Origin of the sequence: Nocardioides sp. GY 10113 (assembly GCF_004919105.1) — a bacterium.
Lineage (GTDB): Bacteria > Actinomycetota > Actinomycetes > Propionibacteriales > Nocardioidaceae > Nocardioides.
On the sequence record NZ_STGK01000007.1, the window covers coordinates 156875 to 173646 of the forward strand.

Annotated in this window: 14 protein-coding genes and 1 riboswitch; of the genes, 5 read left to right on the plus strand and 9 right to left on the minus strand. The window is 72.7% G+C overall.

Annotated elements, in window-relative coordinates; genetic code table 11:
* Positions 1-135 precede the first annotated feature (135 nt).
* A complete protein-coding gene (locus E8D34_RS11255; protein WP_136594724.1) occupies positions 136-2331 on the minus strand; it encodes an NADP-dependent isocitrate dehydrogenase in 2196 nt (731 codons plus the stop codon).
* A 216-nt stretch (positions 2332-2547) separates the two neighbouring features.
* Here E8D34_RS11255 and E8D34_RS11260 point away from each other — a divergent pair, with 216 nt between their 5' ends.
* Positions 2548-3528, plus strand: a complete 981-nt coding sequence (locus E8D34_RS11260) for an aquaporin (RefSeq protein WP_136594725.1) — start codon at positions 2548-2550, stop codon at positions 3526-3528.
* 62 nt (positions 3529-3590) lie between these two features.
* Here E8D34_RS11260 and E8D34_RS11265 read toward each other — a convergent pair whose 3' ends face one another.
* Positions 3591-4292, minus strand: a complete 702-nt coding sequence (locus E8D34_RS11265; protein ID WP_136594726.1) for a hypothetical protein — start codon at positions 4290-4292, stop codon at positions 3591-3593.
* Positions 4293-4403: 111 nt separating this feature from the next.
* Between E8D34_RS11265 and E8D34_RS11270 the strand changes: the two genes are divergently transcribed.
* Positions 4404-5390: a malate dehydrogenase gene (locus E8D34_RS11270; RefSeq protein WP_136594727.1), complete on the plus strand. Its 987-nt coding sequence runs from the start codon at positions 4404-4406 to the stop codon at positions 5388-5390.
* 102 nt (positions 5391-5492) lie between these two features.
* On the opposite strand, the gene E8D34_RS11275 is transcribed toward E8D34_RS11270, so the two are convergent.
* From E8D34_RS11275 to E8D34_RS11295, 5 genes are all read right to left on the minus strand, one after another.
* Positions 5493-5720, minus strand: a complete 228-nt coding sequence (locus E8D34_RS11275) for a DUF3017 domain-containing protein (RefSeq protein ID WP_136594728.1) — start codon at positions 5718-5720, stop codon at positions 5493-5495.
* Between the two features lie 91 nt (positions 5721-5811).
* The gene (locus tag E8D34_RS11280; RefSeq protein ID WP_136594729.1) at positions 5812-6672 is read right to left on the minus strand and encodes a bifunctional methylenetetrahydrofolate dehydrogenase/methenyltetrahydrofolate cyclohydrolase; all 861 of its coding nucleotides are present in this window, start codon (positions 6670-6672) and stop codon (positions 5812-5814) included.
* Between the two features lie 308 nt (positions 6673-6980).
* Positions 6981-8573, minus strand: coding sequence for a bifunctional phosphoribosylaminoimidazolecarboxamide formyltransferase/IMP cyclohydrolase (gene purH, locus E8D34_RS11285; RefSeq protein WP_136594730.1), 1593 nt, complete (start codon positions 8571-8573; stop codon positions 6981-6983).
* 36 nt (positions 8574-8609) lie between these two features.
* Positions 8610-8685, minus strand: a riboswitch (ZMP/ZTP riboswitch).
* A 181-nt stretch (positions 8686-8866) separates the two neighbouring features.
* The gene (purN, locus tag E8D34_RS11290) at positions 8867-9484 is read right to left on the minus strand and encodes a phosphoribosylglycinamide formyltransferase (RefSeq protein ID WP_136594731.1); all 618 of its coding nucleotides are present in this window, start codon (positions 9482-9484) and stop codon (positions 8867-8869) included.
* 34 nt (positions 9485-9518) lie between these two features.
* On the minus strand, positions 9519-10832 hold the full coding sequence (locus E8D34_RS11295) for a DUF6350 family protein (protein WP_136594732.1): 1314 nt from the start codon (positions 10830-10832) through the stop codon (positions 9519-9521).
* 79 nt (positions 10833-10911) lie between these two features.
* Between E8D34_RS11295 and E8D34_RS11300 the strand changes: the two genes are divergently transcribed.
* The 3 genes from E8D34_RS11300 to E8D34_RS20770 all read left to right on the plus strand — a co-directional run bounded on the left by E8D34_RS11300 (position 10912) and on the right by E8D34_RS20770 (position 14905).
* On the plus strand, positions 10912-12843 hold the full coding sequence (locus tag E8D34_RS11300) for a hypothetical protein (protein WP_136594733.1): 1932 nt from the start codon (positions 10912-10914) through the stop codon (positions 12841-12843).
* 120 nt (positions 12844-12963) lie between these two features.
* Entirely contained in the window at positions 12964-13476 is a 513-nt protein-coding gene (locus E8D34_RS11305; protein WP_136594734.1) for a SigE family RNA polymerase sigma factor, read from the plus strand.
* Positions 13469-14905 carry a hypothetical protein gene (locus E8D34_RS20770; protein WP_168929410.1) on the plus strand — a complete coding sequence of 479 codons (1437 nt, stop codon included), beginning with the start codon at positions 13469-13471 and terminating at the stop codon, positions 14903-14905. The genes E8D34_RS11305 and E8D34_RS20770 overlap by 8 nt, the downstream gene beginning before the upstream one ends.
* 89 nt (positions 14906-14994) lie before the next feature.
* On the opposite strand, the gene sucD is transcribed toward E8D34_RS20770, so the two are convergent.
* Positions 14995-15891, minus strand: a complete 897-nt coding sequence (gene sucD, locus E8D34_RS11315; RefSeq protein WP_136594735.1) for a succinate--CoA ligase subunit alpha — start codon at positions 15889-15891, stop codon at positions 14995-14997.
* Positions 15892-15910: 19 nt separating this feature from the next.
* On the minus strand, positions 15911-16772 hold an 862-nt coding region (gene sucC / locus E8D34_RS11320; protein WP_136594736.1), incomplete at its 5' end, for an ADP-forming succinate--CoA ligase subunit beta.

Sequence of the window (16772 nt, forward strand, 5' to 3'; positions counted from 1 at the left end):
CTCTGATTATTGCCCGCCCCAGGACGACTGGAGATCGTCCGGGCGATCCTCGCGCAGTCGGGCAGGGATCCGGAAAACAAGACGACCCCCGGAGCGATCTCTCGCTCCGGGGGCCGTCCGGCGAACGGTCGGGGGTCAGAACCCGTCGATCGCCGCGTTCAGCGTCGCGCTCGGGCGCATCACCGCGGCGGCCTTCGCGTCGTCGGGGCGGTAGTAGCCACCGATGTCGGCGGGCTGCCCCTGGACCGCGAGCAGCTCGGCGACGATCTTCTCCTCGTTCTCGGCGAGCGTGGCGGCGAGCGGCGCGAAGGCGGCGGCCAGGTCGGCGTCCGCCGTCTGCTTGGCCAGCTCCTGGGCCCAGTACAGGCCCAGGTAGAAGTGCGAGCCGCGGTTGTCGATCGTGCCCAGCTTGCGACCCGGGGAGCGGTCCTCGTTGAGGAAGGTCTCGGTCGCCGCGTCGAGCGCGTCGGCGAGCACCTTGGCCGCCGGGTCGTCCGCCTGCTCGGCGTACTTCTCGAAGGAGGGCACCAGCGCGAAGAACTCGCCGAGGCTGTCCCAGCGCAGGTAGTTCTCCTCGACCAGCTGCTGCACGTGCTTGGGCGCAGAGCCACCGGCACCGGTCTCGAACAGGCCACCGCCGGCGATCAGCGGGACCACCGAGAGCATCTTCGCCGAGGTGCCCAGCTCCAGGATCGGGAACAGGTCGGTGTTGTAGTCGCGCAGCACGTTGCCGGTCACCGAGATGGTGTCCTCGCCGTCGCGCATCCGGCCCAGCGAGAAGGTGGTCGCCTCCGCCGGGGCGAGGATCTTGATCTCGAGGCCCTCGGTGTCGTGCTCGGGCAGGTAGGCCGCGACCTTCTTGATCAGCTCGGCGTCGTGGGCGCGCTCCTCGTTGAGCCAGAACACCGCCGGCACGCCGGTGGCGCGGGCACGGGAGACGGCCAGCTTCACCCAGTCGCGGATCGGGACGTCCTTGGTCTGGCAGGCGCGCCAGATGTCGCCCGGCTGCACGTCGTGCTCGAGCAGGACGGTGCCGTCGGAGCCGACCACCTTGACGGTGCCGGCCTCGGCGATCTCGAACGTCTTGTCGTGGGAGCCGTACTCCTCGGCCGCCTGCGCCATCAGGCCGACGTTCGGCACGGTGCCGATGGTGGCCGGGTCGAGCGGGCCGTTGGCCTTCACGTCCTCGATCACGGCCTGGTAGACGCCGGCGTAGGAGGAGTCCGGGATCACCGCGAGGGTGTCGTCCTCGCCGCCGTCGACGCCCCACAGGCGGCCGCCGTTGCGGACCAGGGCCGGCATCGAGGCGTCGATGATCACGTCGCTGGGGACGTGCAGGTTGGTGATGCCCTTGTCGGAGTTGACGTAGGACAGGCGCGGGCCCGCTGCCAGGGCGGCGTCGAAGGCGGCCTTGATCTCGGCACCGTTGGCGAGCTGGTCCAGACCGGCGAGGATCGCGCCGAGGCCGTCGTTGGCCGAGAGGCCCGCGGCGGCCAGCTCCTCGCCGTACCGGGCGAAGACGTCGGCGAAGAAGACCTTCACGACGTGGCCGAAGATGATCGGGTCGGAGACCTTCATCATCGTCGCCTTGAGGTGCACCGAGAACAGCACGTCCTCGTCCTTCGCGCGGGCGATCGCGTCGGCGAGGAAGGCGTTGAGGGCGGCGGCGTCCATCTTGGTGGCGTCGACGATCTCGCCGGCCAGCACCTTCAGGCCGTCCTTGAGGACGGTCTCGCCGGCGGCGGTCTCCAGGACGATCTTCAGGGTGTCGTCCGCAGCGATGGTCACCGACTTCTCGTTGCTCGCGAAGTCGTGCTCGCCCATGGTGGCGACGTTGGTCTTCGACCCCTCGGCGAACGGCTTGTTGCGGTGCGGGTGGGTCTTGGCGTAGCCCTTGACCGAGCCCGGCGCGCGGCGGTCGGAGTTGCCCTCGCGCAGCACGGGGTTGACCGCGGAGCCCTTGACCTTGTCGTACTTCGCGCGGATCTCCTTCTCGGCGTCGGTGGCCGGCGCCTCGGGGTAGTCCGGAACGTCGAAGCCCTGCGCCTGCAGCTCCTTGATCGCAGCCTTGAGCTGCGGGATCGAGGCGGAGATGTTGGGCAGCTTGACGATGTTGGCGGCCGGGGTCTTGGCCAGCTCGCCGAGCTCGGTCAGCGCGTCGTCGGCGAGACCGAACTGCGCGAGGATCCGCGCGGCGACGGAGATGTCGCGGGTCTCCACGTTCACGCCCGCCTTGGCGGCGTAGGCGGAGATGATCGGCAGGAAGGAGTACGTCGCCAGCAGCGGCGCCTCGTCGGTGTGGGTGTAGATGATGCTGGGCGTGTCGGACATGTTGCGGCGTCGCTCCTGGATCTCACGAGATTGCTTGACGTCAAGATATCTGATGGCTGTTCAGCAGATCGGCTCCGTCCGGCCCCCACCCTAGTGACGGCCCGGTCCCGCGGCGATCCCACGCACGTTCACACGGACCCGCGCAGGTCCTAGAGTGCTGAGCAGCCCAGGAGGCGAGCACCCCAACGAGGCGCCGAGCCGAGGAGAGCTGAGGACATGACCGAAGCAGTCGTGGAAGAGACCATCGCCCCGCCCAGCCTGACGCAGAAGGTGGCCGCCGAGGCGGTCGGCACCTTCGTGCTGGTCTTCATCGGCTGCGGCGCCGCCGTCCTCACCGGAGCCGACGTGGTCGCCACCGGCTTCGCGTTCGGCATCGCGATCGTGATGATGGCCTACACCTTCGGACGCGTCTCCGGGGGCCACTTCAACCCGGCCGTCTCGGTGGGCGCCGCCATCGCCGGCCGGATCGCCTGGACCGAGGCCGGGATCTACGCCGCCGCCCAGGTGGTCGGCGCGCTGGTCGGCGGCCTCGCGCTGGCGATCACCACCGCGGCCTGCGACATCGGCTGGTCCTTCGGGGAGCCGCTGGGCAGCAACAGCTTCGGCGACAACGGCAACGTCGCCTGGGCCGGCGCCTTCCTGATCGAGCTGCTGCTCACCTTCATCTTCCTGGTGGTGATCCTCGGGGTCACCGACGAGCGCAACGACACCGTCGCGTTCGCGCCGCTGGCCATCGGCCTGTCGCTGGCCGCGATCCACTTCGTCGGGATCAACGCCACCGGGACCTCGGTCAACCCGGCCCGGTCCATCGGCGTCGCCTTCTTCTCGGGCGCCGACGCCATCGTCGACCTGTGGCTGTTCATCGTCGCGCCGCTGCTGGGCGGCGCCATCGCCGGCCTCCTCTACCCACTGGTCTTCGGCCGCCACGCGGAGCCGGTGCCGGGCTCCGGCTTCGGCGCCGGTCGCGCCGGGGTACCCGGCCTCGGCGCGCCGAACCAGTTCGAGCAGCAGTGGAACCAGCAGAGCGAGGCCCAGGGCCAGGCGCAGCCGATCATCCAGGACGGCTGGATGTGGGACCCGAACGCCCAGCAGTGGGTGCCCGCGCCGCCCGAGGCATCCGCCGGGACCGCCGACCCCGCGGCCGGGCAGCCCGACCCGGACGACGGCGAGCCGACCGTGGTGCGCCCGCAGGACTGAGCCGACGCTCCCGCACCGCGGGGACACCCGGGCGCCACCGGGCGGCACCGGGCCGGCGCGGATCAGCGGGGCTCGCCGTACGCGACGAGGCCGGCCGTGTTGTCGCGGACCAGCCCGACGCCCTCGGCGAAGTACTCGACCGCGAACCCGGCGTCGCCGGTGGTCACCTGCAGCACCACCGCGGGCTCGTACTCGGCCAGCGGGGTGAGCACCGTCGCGTCGGTGCTGGTCACCTCGGCGCGGACGTCGAGGCCGGGAGCGAGCGCCATCCGGAAGCCGTCCGCGCGGCGCGGGGAGGCGGGCATCGCCAGACCCGGGGCGTCGAACCACACCTCGTCCCTCCCCCACCACCAGACATTGCCGGCGCGGTCCTGCGCGTAGTGGTCGACGGTCCGCTCGACGATCGGCTCGGCGGCCCCGGGGCCGGTGCGGGTGGCGCCCGTGACGGTCGTGACGCGGTCGGTCAGACGTACGCCGTCCCGTTCGGGGCCGGCCACCGCGCGCACCACGGTCGTCTCGGTGCCGGTGGCGCCGAGACCGTCCTCGTAGCGCCACCGCGCCCCGACGGGGAGGGGGAACCACGGGTTGTCGACGACGTCGACGAAGTCCTCCGCCGCGGGATCCGGCGTGGGGATCACCAGCTCGTCCACGCCGGTCGGCGGGCTCGAGGTCGCCTCCGCGCCGCAGCCGGCCACCATGGGCGCGAGCGCCAGGAGGAGCGCCGCCGCCGCGCGCGTCGCTGCGGGAAGACGGGGAGCGCTCACCCGCTCATCGTCTCGCATCGTCGTTCAGCCGTGGTCGTCCACCCCCACGCCAGCCGCGACGCTGCTAGCGTCGCCAGCGGTTTCCCGATGTCGTCTCTGAGGAGAGTGAACGTGAGCACCACCCCGCTCAAGGTCGCCGTCACCGGCGCCGCCGGTCAGATCGGCTACAGCCTGCTCTTCCGCATCGCCAGCGGCGCGCTCGGCGGCGACCGCCCGGTCGAGCTGCGGCTGCTCGAGATCGAGCCCGCGCTGAAGGCCCTCGAGGGCGTCGTCATGGAGCTCGACGACTGCGCGTTCCCGCTCCTGTCCGGGATCGAGATCGGCGCCGATCCCAACGCCATCTTCGACGGGGTCAACCTCGCCCTGCTGGTGGGTGCGCGCCCGCGCGGGCCGGGCATGGAGCGCGGCGACCTGCTCGCGGCCAACGGCGCCATCTTCACCGCGCAGGGCAAGGCGCTCAACGCGGTGGCCGCCGACGACGTCCGCGTCGGCGTGACCGGCAACCCGGCCAACACCAACGCGCTGATCGCGATGAGCAACGCCCCCGACATCCCGCAGTCGCGGTTCTCCGCGCTGACCCGGCTGGACCACAACCGGGCGATCTCCCAGCTCGCGGCCAAGACCGGCGCCCCGGTCACCGAGATCAAGAAGATGACGATCTGGGGCAACCACTCGGCCACCCAGTACCCCGACCTGTTCCACGCCGAGGTGGCCGGCAGGAACGCCGCCGAGGCCGTCGGCGACCAGGACTGGCTCGAGAACACCTTCATCCCCACCGTCGCCAAGCGCGGCGCGGCGATCATCGACGCCCGCGGCGCCTCCTCGGCGGCCTCGGCCGCCTCGGCCACCTGCGACGCGGCCCGCGACTGGCTGCACGGCACGCCCGAGGGCGACTGGGTGTCGATGGCCGTGGTCTCCGACGGCTCCTACGGCGTACCGGAGGGCCTGGTCTCCTCGTTCCCGGTGACCACCTCGGGCGGCGACTGGAGCATCGTCCAGGGCCTCGAGATCCACGACTTCTCCCGAGGCAGGATCGACGCCTCGGTGGCCGAGTTGGCCGACGAGAAGGCGGCGGTCACCGAGCTCGGCCTGATCTGACACCCCGCGACTTGGGGGTTGTGGTGCCGCGACGTGCGGGTTGTGGCGCCACAACCCGCAAGTGGGACCGCCACAGCCCGCAAGTCGGCGGGTGGGTGGACCTCAGACGCCGGGCTGGTCCGGGATGCTCGCGGCGAGCAGGAACAGCGCGATGCTGACGCCGATCAGCAGCGCCGCATCGAGCAGCCGTCCCCGTACGGCGAGCATGCCGGCCTCCTGCTCGGGCAACGCCAGGCGCAGGATGCCGGCCACGCCGAGCGCACCGGAGAGGATCCGGATGCCGACGCGCCAGTCACCGCCGAAGGCGACCACGCCGATCGCGGTCGCCATGGCCAGCAGGATCCCGATGTAGAAGGCTCCGCCGAGCGTGCGTGGGTGCCGGCGCGACGGCGCCGGGCCTTCCTCGTTCAGCGGTCGCTCCTCACCGAGCGGTCGCGGCTGCCTGCTCAGCCATCGACACGACGTTGGCCAGCAGCATGGCACGGGTCATCGGGCCGACGCCGCCCGGGTTCGGGGAGACCCAGCCCGCGACGTCCCAGACGTCGGGGGCGACGTCGCCCGCGATCTTGCCGTCGACGCGGGAGACGCCGACGTCGAGGACCGCGGCGCCCGGCTTGACCATGTCGCCGGTGACGATGCCGGGCACACCCGCGGCGGCGACGACGATGTCGGCGTTGCGCACGTGCGCGGCCAGGTCACGGGTGCCGGTGTGGCACAGGGTGACCGTGGCGTTCTCCGAGCGTCGGGTGAGCAGCAGCCCGAGCGGGCGACCCACGGTGACGCCGCGACCGACGACGACCACCTCGGCGCCGGCGATCGGCACCTCGTGGCGGCGCAGCAGCTCGACGATCCCGTACGGCGTGCAGGGCAGCGGCGCGGGGTTGCCGAGGACGAGCCAGCCGAGGTTGGTCGGGTGCAGGCCGTCGGCGTCCTTCGCGGGATCGATCAGGCCGAGCACCCGGTTCTCGTCGCGGCCCTTGGGCAGCGGCAGCTGGACGATGTAGCCGGTGCAGGCGGGGTCGGCGTTGAGCCGGGCGACCGCCTCCTCGATCTCGGCCTGGGTGGCCGTCGCGGGCAGGTCCTCGCGGATCGAGGCGATGCCGACCTCGGCGCAGTCCTTGTGCTTGCCGTTGACGTACCAGCGCGACCCGGGGTCGTCACCGACCAGCACGGTGCCCAGCCCGGGGGTGACCCCCTGCTCCTTGAGCGCCGCGACGCGCACGCGCAGCTCGTCCTTGATCGCCGCGGCCGTCGCCGACCCGTCCAGCTTCTGAGCAGTCACGGTTCGAATCCTTCCAGAGTGAACGTTGGTGTGGTGGTTTCGAGGCTTCCTTCGAGGCTCGCTTCGCTCGCACCTCAGGACGAGCGCGCTCGCACCTCAACCACCGCGAGGCTTGACGGCTGCTGTCGCGGGGAACGCGAAGCAAGCGAGCCGGAGGGAGCGAGGGACGAGCGACCGGAGGCCGCGAGCGAGCTTCTCCGCGCGCAGCCGCCGTAGGCCGCCAGCCCACCTGGCACCGAGCGAACCTCGACCGCGAGCGCGGCAGCGTGGCGCGAGCGAAGCGAGCGACATCGCTCGCGCCATCCAGCTCAGTGGGCGAAGTGCCGGGTGCCGGTGAAGTACATCGTCACGCCCGCAGCCTGGCACGCGGCGATGGTCTCCTCGTCGCGCACGGACCCGCCGGGCTGCACGATCGCCTTGACACCGGCGTCGAGCAGGATCTGCGGGCCGTCGGCGAACGGGAAGAACGCGTCCGAGGCGGCCACGGCGCCGCGGGCCCGCTCCACGCCCTCGACCAGGGTGTTGGCACGCTCCACCGCGAGCTTGCAGGAGTCGACGCGGTTGACCTGGCCCATGCCGATGCCGACGGCCGCGCCGTCGCTGGCGAGCAGGATCGCGTTGGACTTGGCGGCGCGCACCGAGCGCCAGGCGAAGGCGAGGTCGGCGAGCGTCTGCTCGTCGGCGGCCTCACCGGTGGCCAGCGTCCAGCTCGCCGGGTCGTCGCCCTCGGCCTGGAACCGGTCGGCGTGCTGGACCAGCAGGCCGCCGCTGATCGGGCGGGTCTCGACGCCGCCGGCAGCGAGCGGCTCGGCGACGAGGATCCGGATGTTCTTCTTGCCCTGGAGCACCTCGACCGCGCCCTCGTCGTACCCGGGCGCGACGATCACCTCGGTGAAGACCTCGGCGACCTGGCGCGCCATCTCGACCGAGACCGGCACGTTGGTGGCGATCACGCCGCCGAAGGCGGAGACCGGGTCGCAGGCGTGGGCGCGACGGTGGGCCTCGGCGACGTCGGCGCCGACGGCGATGCCGCACGGGTTGGCGTGCTTGATGATCGCGACGGTCGGCTGGTCGCCGTGGTCGTACGCCGCGCGGCGGGCCGCGTCGGTGTCGACGTAGTTGTTGTAGGACATCTCCTTGCCGTGCAGCTGCTCGGCGGCGGCGAGGCCGCCGGGGCCGTAGCCGGAGCGGTACAGCGCGGCGGGCTGGTGCGGGTTCTCGCCGTAGCGGAGCACCGCGGCCTTGTCCCAGGTGGCGCCCATCCAGGCGGGGAAGCCGGTGCTCTCGCCGTCCTCCACCGAGGTGTCCGTGAGGACGTTGCCCATCCACGAGGCGACCTGGACGTCGTACGTCGCGGTGTGCACGAACGCCTTGGCGGCCAGCTGCTGGCGCTCGGCGAGGGTGAACCCCTCGCCCTGGGCGGCGGCCAGCGCGGCGGCGTAGTCGGCACCGTCGGTGACGATCGCGACGGAGGCGTGGTTCTTGGCGGCGGCGCGGACCATCGAGGGGCCGCCGATGTCGATCTTCTCGATGCAGTCCTGGATGCCGGCGCCGGAGGCGACGGTGGCGGCGAACGGGTAGAGGTTGACCACGACCAGGTCGAAGGGGGCGACGCCCAGCTCGTCGAGCTGGGCGACGTGCTCGGGGAGGCGACGGTCGGCGAGGATCCCGGCGTGGACCCGCGGGTGGAGGGTCTTGACGCGGCCGTCGAGGCACTCGGGGAAGCCGGTGAGGTCCTCCACCTTGGTGACCGGGAGGCCGAGGTCGGCGATCAGGGCGGCGGACCCACCGGTGGAGACCAGCTCGACGCCGGCCTCGTGGAGGCCGCGGACCAGGTCGTCCAGACCGGTCTTGTCGAAGACGGAGACGAGTGCGCGCTTGATCTGGATCCGGTCGGTCACGGGGGACTCTCCTCATCGGTGGGGTCGTTCTTCGATGAGGGGCACCCAGGCGGTCGATGCCGGCTCGTCACTCCCCGGTGGTCCCCCACCTGCGCCAGTCGTGTGGCTCGAACCTTAGTCGGGCCGAGCGGGTGCTGGCGAACCGGCGCGGGGCGCCTCCCGAGCGGGGTCGTGTGCCTGACAACCCGGCATGGCGGGGCGTGGGGCACACGACCCACCAACGGGGTGCCGTCGTGTGCCCGAGAACCCGGCATGACGGGGCGTGGGGCACACGACCCACCACCCAGCGGGAGTCAGCGCCCGAACAGCACGCGACGACCCGCGACGCGGTATCCCTCACGGGCCATCCGCCCGATCGCCTCGACCAGCATCGCCCGCTCGGCCACCTTGATCCGCTCGTGCAGCGTCTCCTCGGTGTCGTCGTCGGCCACGGGCACCGCCGTCTGCGCCACGATCGGGCCGGTGTCGACACCGCCGTCGACGACGAAGAGGGTCGCACCGGTGACCTTCACCCCGTACTCCAGCGCGTCCCGCGGCCCGTGCATGCCGGGGAACGCGGGCGACAGCGCCGGGTGGGTGTTCACCGTGCGCTGGCCGAGTGCGGCCAGGTACGCGGGGCCGACGAGCTTCATGAAGCCGGCGAGCACCACCACGTCGGGGTCGTACGCCGCCACCGTCGCGCCGAGCGCGGCGTCCCAGTCCCCGCGCGACTCGAAGTCGCGCAGCCGGTGGACGAAGGTCGGCACGCCGGCACGACGGGCTCGCTCGAGCGCCTCGATCCCGTCGCGGTCGGCGCCCACGGCCACCACCTCGGCGCCGTACGCCGGGTCGGCCGCGGCGTCGAGGAGCGCCTGCAGGTTCGTGCCGGCTCCGGAGACGAGCACGACCAGGCGTGCGGGGGCGGCAGGCACGAGCGGTGAGTCTAGTGCGCAGCCGCGCGGATGCTCAGCCGCGTCCAGGCAGGCGGCCCCGCAGCGAGCCGAGCGCCCCGCGCGTCCGCGGCCCGCGTCGCTGCCAGCCGGCCATCGCCAGCGCGCCGAGGAGACCGCCGAAGCCGAAGGCGGTCATCGAGTGCAGCAGCACGTCGGAGGCGAACGGTCCGACCTGGCTCATCCGGCCGGGGCCGACGGCGCCCCCGGCGAGCAGGGTGAGCAGGCCGAGCAGCACCCCGGCGAGGATGCCGCCGCCGCAGCCGCGGATCGCGACCTGGTCCCACCCCGGGGCCGGCGACCGCCGCTGCCAGCGCGCCGCGGCGACGAAGGCGACCAGCAGCGGGGCCAGCATCAGCCATTCGGTCCAGGCGGGCGGCGTACCGGGGTCGGGCAGGGCCGCGAGCAGCGGGAACATCGGCAGCGGGCCGAGGACCACCAGACCGGGCGAGACCAGGGTGCCCGTGCCGACGGTGAAGCCGGGCCCCAGCAGGTAGCTGCTGGAGAAGAGGACCGCGTTGGGCACGACGAGGGCGCTGAGCAGCGCGATCAGCGCGGTGTCGCCGGTGCCGGCGCCGAGCTGGGAGACCACGTTCGCCGCGGTCGAGAGGTCGAGGACGAACGCCACCCCGAAGGCGAGCGCCGAGGCCGCCAGCCACCAGAGCAGGATCGTGCGGGCCAAGGCGGTGGCGGCGCGCAGCGCGGCCGGCAGCGCCGGTACCCAGATCGCCGCCCGACCGGAGCCGCGGGCGATCGCCGGCCCGCCGACCGCGATGCCGAGCAGGATCGAGCAGCCGATCACCCGGGTCAGGTTCGGGTCGCTGGCCGCCGTGGCGACCGTGCTGGCGGTGAGGCTCGCGACGATGACGTAGCCGGCGGTGAACAGGACGGTCGCGGTCGGCACGGTCCAGTCGCGCTCGCCGTCCGCGAGCCGGGCCGCGTCGGGGCCGTGCCCCGAGACCGCCTCGCCGACGCGGTGACCGACCCGCCACACCACCCAGGCACAGAGCAGCGTCAGCCCGAGCGGTACGGCGGTGATCCGCACGCCGCCCACGCCGAGGCCGCTGCCGTGCCCGAGCAGCCACCCGGACGCGCCGACGCGCAGCGCGTCGGAGGGCTCGCCGTGGCCGCCCGCGTCGGTGAGGAACCAGCCGACGACCGCGACCGCCATGCACACCACGACCGGCCCGACCGCAGCGAACGCGCCGCCGAGGGTCGCGGTCGCCACGAAGGGTCGACGGGTGGCGAGGTCGCGGCTGACCTGCCCGGCGGAGCGGGTCCCGCCGTCGTGGCTGGTGCGTCGGCTGAGCGAGGAGGGGAGCGAGGTCATGGCTCTCTCATCATGCGTGTCGCCGAAGCACCCACTGCGTCGCCACGCCGATCAGGCCATGCCGTACCGTGGTCCGGCCATGACCGACGTCGAAGCCCGGCCCGCTCCCCCGTCCCGAGACGACCTCGCCGCCGGCTTCGACGCCTTCTACAAGGAGGCGCGCGGCAGGCTGCTGCTGCAGGCGTTCGCGCTGACCGGGGACCTGACGGCCTCGCGCAGCGCGGTGCGCGAGGCGTTCGTGGTGGCCTGGCACCACTGGCGCAAGCTGTCGCACACCGACGCTCCCGAGCGGCAGGTGCGCCCCCGCGCCTGGCGCAACGCCCAGCGCCGCGCCTCGACCAAGCCGTGGGGCCGCGGCAAGGACGTCGACGAGGAGACCCGCGCCACGCTGGCCGCCCTGGCCGGGCTGAGCGCGAACCAGCGCGCGGCGCTGCTGCTGACCCAGCTCGCCGCGGTCACCATGCCCGAGATGGCCCGGGAGGTCGGGCTGCCGCTGGAGGCGGCTGAGCGCGAGCTGCAGGCCGCGGCGGCGCAGTTCGCGCTGCAGCGCGACATCCCCACCTCGGCGATCCCGTTCGCCCTCGCCGAGCTCGGCAAGGCCACCGCCGGGGTGACCTGGCCCCGCGCCTCGATCCTGCGGCGCGCCGGGGCGGCTCGCCGCCGGGCCCACACCATCGTCGGCGCCACGACCGCCGTCGCCTGCCTGCTCGCCGCCGGCGCGCTCGTCGGCGACGCGACCGGGGCCCGCCCGACGCTGGACCGCGCCGAGACCCCGACCGCGCAGCCCTCGCAGCCGCCGGCGGTCCAGGTCAGCCTGCCCGACACGGCTCTGCTGCCGCTGATCGAGGTGCGCGGCCGGCTCGCGGGCGGTCGGGCCTGGCAGGAGGGCCGCACCACCGACAACTCGACCGGCAACGGCCTGGTCCACCCCTGCCAGAGCACCCGGTACGCCGACCCCCAGGGCGTCGGGGCCTGGGTCCGCCCGTTCCGGCTCAACGAGGACGGCGTGACGCGACGCTTCGTGCAGACCGCGGAGGCGTCGAGCAACCGGCGTGCGGCCCAGCGCAGCTTCCGGACGTCGGTGGGGTGGTTCGCGGCGTGCACCCCGCCGGCGAACCAGGACCGGTCCCAGCTGCCGCACACGCAGCTGCTCAGCACCGCCGACGTCCCCGACCTCGGCGACCAGGCCGCCCTGCTGCTGCTGCGCGACACCGGCCCCGAGACCGACGACCCGGACCGCACCGTGCTCGCCGGGGTCGCCCGGACCGGCAAGTTCGTCACCGTCACCTCGCTGCGCACCGAGGTCGCCCCCGGCCGGGCCGACCGGCAGGCCATCGCGGACCTGCTGAGCACCGCCGTGAACCGCCTGTGCGACCTCGCCGACGGCGGCGCCTGCGCGCCGGCGTCGCCCCCGCCCGTGGACCGGGATCCCTTCCCGATCGGCCGCACGCCCGCGCTGCTCTCCGAGATCGACCTGCCCCCGGTCGGCACGGGGCACGGCGCCCTGGTCGGCACCCCGGCCCGAGAGGTCACCGGCGGCCGTGGCGAGGTCAGCGTCGGCTGCTCGACGGTCCTCCTGCGCGACGAGTTCCGTGGGGCGAAGGTGCGCAGGAACCTGTTCCGGACGTTCGTCTTCGTCGACAGCGACCTCCCGGAGACCGCCGGCCTCACCCAGGTCGTCGGTTCGCTGCCCGCCGCCCGCGCCGCGGCGTTCGCGGAGCTGATGCGCTCCCAGGTCGAGGGCTGCCCCGACCAGGAGGCCAGCGCCGGCACCACGGTCACGCGGCTCGCGACCGAGGACGACGGCACCGGCAGCCTCTCCGCGTGGCGCCTGGTGACGGAGCTGCCGGGCGACCGCACCGTCGAGTACCAGCTCGCAGCGGTGCGCGGACGGACCGCGCTGACGCAGCTGCTCTACGTGGCGGCACCCGACGCCCGGATGAGCGACGCCGACTTCGTGGCCCTGGCCCGGCGTGCACAGCAGCGGATCGGCGAGATGCCGGCGTACTGATCCCGGCCGCCCCGGGTCGGCTGCGAGATTTCTCGGGTCGGACGTGCAACCGTACGCCGACCGGGCGCGTAAACCCTCTCGACAGGCACCGCGCACGGCGGGCAGGAGGAAGGGGGGGCGATGGACGCCGACGAGTTCGATGACCTCTACGACGCGTCGTTCCGGCGGATCACCGGGCAGGTGTACGCCATGATCGGGAACCTCGACGAGGCCACCGAGTGCGTCCAGGAGGCGTTCGCCCGCGCCTGGGCGCACCGCCGCAAGCTGGAGCGCTCCGGCCACCCCGAGGCATGGGTGCGCACCACGGCGTACCGACTCGCGGTGAGCCGCTGGCGCCGCCGCAGGGTCGCCGAGCGACCCGTCGACCGCGCCGTCGGCGCACCGCTGACGACGGCCGCGCTCGACGAGTCCCACGTCACCCTCGTGGCCGCGCTCAGGCAGCTGCCCGAGGCGCAGCGCCAGGCGCTGGTGCTGCACCACATCGCCGACCTGCCGGTACACCAGGTGGCCGCCGAGGTCGGCGTACCGGAAGGAACGATCAAGGCCCGGCTCAGCCGTGGCCGCACCGCTCTCGCCGCGTTGCTCAGCGACGAGGCCGGCGGACTGCAGGGAGGAGGGGTGAGCCATGTCTGACCCGATGGAGAGGCTGAGCCGCTTCGGCTCCGAGATCGAGGGAGGTCCGATGCCACTCCCGCCGGCCGAGATCCGACGGCGCGGCGACCGGATCAGGCGCCGCAACCGGGCGATGATCGCCGGCGGCGCGACACTGGCCGCCGCGCTGATCGCCGCACCGGTGCTTGCCATGACCGGCGGCGCCCACCGCACCGTCGAGGTGCCGCCGGCCGACCAGACCGACGGCGCGTCGTCCGTGGTCACCGAGTCCGACCTGCTCGGCGACGACGACACGGTGTACAGCGACGGCGCGGACTGGTTCGTGACCGGCCCGGACAGCACCGACCGGGAGGCCGACTACCACCCGTGCGCCCGGCGGAGCCTCGCCAGCCAGGGGGCGGTCTCGGTACGGGAGCGCAGCTTCGAGCTGCGCAACACCTCGCCCGACGGCGCCGACGTGGAGGTGCGCGGCGACGCGATGGACCAGGTGGTGGCCCAGTTCATCACCGACGCCGATGCCCGGCAGGCCTACAGCGAGATCCAGAGCTGGGTGAAGGACTGCCAGGAGGGCGTCGAGGGCGTGACGGAGGCGAGCATCTTCGACCCGCTGCCGGTTGACGTCGCAGCCGGCGTCGGGGCGACCGTGATCCAGGCCAACTACGGTCCGGTCCCGCGCGACCTCGACGAGTTCGGCGACTCCGCCTACATCACCGAGACCGGCCTCGCGGTCAGCGGCGATCGGCTGACCGTGGTCCGCACCCAGATCGTCGGAGAGGACTACACCTTCCTGGACGGTACGCCGATGCAGCGGATGCTCCCTGTCGCCGTCGACCTCATGCGGTCCGACGCCGCAGCGCCGGACGGCGCCACGGCACCCGTGCCCGATCGATCGACCAGCACCTTCCCGGACGAGCTCACCCTGGCGTCCGGGTGGCCCAGCGGGCAGGACTACGAGTGGCAATCGGACGGCGGGCGCGGCATCCTGCCGGGCTCGGACGAGGTGACGACGGCCTGCGGTGCCTCACCCCGGTTCGGTTCCCCGACCAGCGACGGCACGGCCGTGCTGCGCGGGCCCACGCAGCGAGCGTTCCGCGGGGTCGCGCTGTACGACGAGCCCCAGGAGGCCGCCGACGCCCTCGCCTCGCTGACCGCGGCCTTCACCGCGTGCGAGGCGCAGGACGGCGCCGTCACCACCCGGTACGACGTGTCGACGGCCGCCGAGGGCGAGGGCTGGGTCCGGATCGGACGGGTGACCACGGTCGACGGCGCCGTCCTCGAGGAGAGCACCGGCGTGCTCGCGGCCGGCACCGTCGGACGTGGGCTGCTGATCGTCGGCAGCGAGTCGGAGGGCGGCGGCACGCCGGAGGCGAACGACGCCGCCTTGGACGAGGCGATCGCGCAGGCACAGGACGTGCTCGAGCAGCTGGCAGCGCTCGCCGACGGGCCCTAGAAGGTCCTGGGGACCACGCTCGGAGACGACGACGGCCCGCCCTCCCGGAGGAGGACGGGCCGTCGTACGTGACGTGCGTCAGGCGCCGATCAGAGACCCTTGAGGATCTCCCGCATCAGCTCGGCGGTCTCGGACGGCGTCTTGCCGACCTTCACGCCGACGGCCTCGAGGGCCTCCTTCTTGGCCTGCGCGGTGCCGGCGGAGCCGGACACGATCGCACCGGCGTGACCCATCGTCTTGCCCTCCGGCGCGGTGAAGCCCGCGACGTAGCCGACGACCGGCTTGGTGACGTGCTCGGCGATGTAGGCCGCGGCCCGCTCCTCGGCGTCGCCGCCGATCTCGCCGATCATCACGATCGCCTTGGTCTCCGGGTCGTTCTCGAACGCCTCGAGGGCGTCGATGTGGGTGGTGCCCACGATCGGGTCGCCACCGATGCCGATGGCGGTCGAGAAGCCGTAGTCGCGCAGCTCGTACATCATCTGGTAGGTCAGCGTGCCCGACTTGGAGACGAGACCGACCGGACCCTTGCCCGCGATGGTGTGCGGGGTGATACCGGCCAGGGACTCCTCCGGCGTGATGATGCCGGGGCAGTTCGGGCCGATCATCCGGGTGGACTTGCCCTGCATGTAGGACCACACCTCGGCGGTGTCCTGCACCGGAACGCCCTCGGTGATCACGACGATCAGCGGCATCTCGGCGTCGATGGCCTCGATGCAGGCGTCCTTGGTGAAGGCCGGCGGCACGAAGAGGACCGACACGTTGGCGCCGGTCTCCTTCATCGCCTCGGCGACGGTGCCGAAGACCGGCAGCTCGACGTCGTTGCCCTCGTGGTCCTTGTGGGTCACGGTGGTACCGGCCTTGCGGGCGTTGACACCGCCGACGATCGACGCGCCGGAGTCCATCATCAGGGCGGTGTGCTTGGCACCCATGCCGCCGGTGATGCCCTGGACGATGATCTTGCTGTTCTTGTCGAGGTAGATCGACATTGTTCTAGCGCTCTCTTCCTCAGGCGTTCGCCAGCTCGGCGGCCTTGTCGGCCGCGCCGTCCATGGTGTCGACCAGGGTCACCAGCGGGTGGTTGGCCTCGGTCAGGATCTGGCGGCCGAGGTCGACGTTGTTGCCGTCGAGGCGGACCACCAGCGGCTTGGTCTCCTTGTCGCCGAGCAGCTCGAGCGCGCCGACGATGCCCTTGGCGACCTCGTCGCAGGCGGTGATGCCACCGAAGACGTTGACAAAGACCGACTTGACCTGCGGGTCGTTGAGGATCACGTCGAGGCCGTTGGCCATCACCTGGGCGTTCGCGCCGCCACCGATGTCGAGGAAGTTGGCGGGCTTCACGCCGCCGTGCGCCTCGCCGGCGTAGGCGACCACGTCGAGGGTGCTCATCACGAGGCCCGCGCCGTTGCCGATGATGCCGACCTGACCGTCGAGCTTGACGTAGTTCAGGCCCAGGTCCTTGGCCTTCGCCTCGAGCGGGTCGGCCTCCTCGCGGATCTCGAAGGACTCGTGGTCCGGGTGACGGACCTCGGAGGCGTTCTCGTCCAGGGTGACCTTGCCGTCGAGCGCCTCGAGCTTGTCGCCGGCCAGCCGCGCGAGCGGGTTGACCTCGACCAGGGTCGCGTCCTCCTCGACGAACACCTTGTACAGCGCCTGGATCATCTCCACGGCCTGCTCGAAGACGGCCTCGGGGAACTTGGCGTCGGCCGCGATCTCGCGAGCCTTGGCCTCGTCGACGCCGGCGCCCGGGTCGATCGCGATCTGGCGGACGGCCTCGGGGTTGGTCTTGGCGACCTCCTCGATCTCCACGCCGCCCTCGACCGAGGCGATGCACAGGTACTGGCGGTTGGAGCGGTCCAGCAGGAAGGAG

Excerpts from the sequence above, each read along its gene's own strand:
- E8D34_RS11255 (WP_136594724.1), bottom strand. The coding sequence starts at position 2,331 with ATGTCCGACACGCCCAGCATCATCTACACCCACACCGACGAGGCGCCG.
- E8D34_RS11260 (WP_136594725.1), top strand. The coding sequence starts at position 2,548 with ATGACCGAAGCAGTCGTGGAAGAGACCATCGCCCCGCCCAGCCTGACG.
- E8D34_RS11275 (WP_136594728.1), bottom strand. The coding sequence starts at position 5,720 with ATGGCGACCGCGATCGGCGTGGTCGCCTTCGGCGGTGACTGGCGCGTC.
- E8D34_RS11295 (WP_136594732.1), bottom strand. The coding sequence starts at position 10,832 with ATGACCTCGCTCCCCTCCTCGCTCAGCCGACGCACCAGCCACGACGGC.
- E8D34_RS11300 (WP_136594733.1), top strand. The coding sequence starts at position 10,912 with ATGACCGACGTCGAAGCCCGGCCCGCTCCCCCGTCCCGAGACGACCTC.
- E8D34_RS11305 (WP_136594734.1), top strand. The coding sequence starts at position 12,964 with ATGGACGCCGACGAGTTCGATGACCTCTACGACGCGTCGTTCCGGCGG.
- E8D34_RS20770 (WP_168929410.1), top strand. The coding sequence starts at position 13,469 with ATGTCTGACCCGATGGAGAGGCTGAGCCGCTTCGGCTCCGAGATCGAG.
- sucD (WP_136594735.1), bottom strand. The coding sequence starts at position 15,891 with ATGTCGATCTACCTCGACAAGAACAGCAAGATCATCGTCCAGGGCATC.